This is a genomic window from Amycolatopsis sp. NPDC003676, from assembly GCF_053587275.1.
The window spans coordinates 1-1,216 of the sequence record NZ_JBSFNS010000345.1; the positions used below are offsets into that span (position 1 = coordinate 1).

Below are 1,216 nucleotides of genomic sequence, written 5' to 3' on the forward strand. Positions count from 1 at the left end.
GCACAGCAGACCGGCGTGCGCGAGCGCGTGCGCGGTGAACTGGTCGCTGCACGGCAGGCCGTCCACGAACAGATCCGGTTGGACCACCCCTGCCGGTAGTGACCGCATTTCCGTGGTCTCACCCGCAACGGAGGAGACCGTCGGCAGCGTGCCCGCGGTGACGAAGGCCGATGTGGACGCCGCGGTCGCCGCGGCCCGCGACGCCTTCGACAGCGGACCGTGGCCATCCACACCGCCACTGGAACGAGCAGAGGTGCTCACCAAGGCGGCCCGACTGATCGAGCAGCGTTCGCCCGAGTTGCTCGCCGCGCTCACCGCGGAGATGGGCGCGCCTTCGTTAGCCGCCTTGACGCTCAACCAGCTTCCGGCCGTCGCCGCGCTGGACGCGTGGGCGGCGCTGGCGAAGACCTTCCAGTGGAACGACACTCGCACCGGCCTGTTCGGAACCTCGCGCGTCTCACGGGAACCCCGCGGCGTCGTCGCGGCGATCACCGCCTGGAACGTCCCGCTGTTCCTGGCCGCCAACAAGCTCGGCCCCGCCCTGCTGGCCGGCTGCACCGTGGTGCTCAAGCCCTCGCCGCTGACCCCGCTGACGGCCAACATCCTCGCCGACATCTTCACCGAGGCCGGTCTGCCGGACGGCGTGCTCTCCGTCCTGCCCGCCGACGCCGCGGAGAGCGAGTACCTCGCGAGCCACCCCGGCGTCGACAAGGCTAGCCCGTGCCCTCGACCGCTGTCAACGTGTGGAGCGGTGTGCTGATGTTGACAGATGTCAGTGAAAAATGTCAACGAACTCGAACGTAAACCGCTGTGGCCAGCGGTATCTCGAGTGTCGCGGGGTGTCGGCGAGCGCGGTCCGCCGGGAATCGGGGTGACGGTGTCCCGGGGTGTGTTCGCGCAGCGTGCGGCCGTCGCCGGGCAAATGCTGGAGAACTCTTCACGTGACTTACTGGATGCTTTACAGTAACGGCGAATAGGAGGCCGGTGAGCCTGTCTGTCGGCCACGATATCGAGGTCGCGCCCCGGGGATCTCCTTGACGCGAGGCGGGTGCGGTATGGATCTGGGGTTGCGCGACGCGGCCACGGTCGTGGTCGGCGGTAGCCGGGGTATGGGACTGGCGTTCGCGAGCGTGTCGGGACGCGTGACCTCGTCGGAGGCGATGCGGACGTGGTCAGTGTCGATGTGGCCGAGGTTGATCCCCGCTTCGCGCGCGGC

The 1,216-nt window shown here is 68.8% G+C and carries 1 protein-coding gene; it reads left to right on the top strand.

The window, feature by feature from the left end; all coding sequences use genetic code 11:
* The first annotated feature begins 112 nt into the window (after positions 1–112).
* Positions 113–760: an aldehyde dehydrogenase family protein gene (locus tag ACWDNU_RS46285; RefSeq protein ID WP_449673503.1), complete on the top strand. Its 648-nt coding sequence runs from the start codon at positions 113–115 to the stop codon at positions 758–760.
* Positions 761–1,216: the final 456 nt, after the last annotated feature.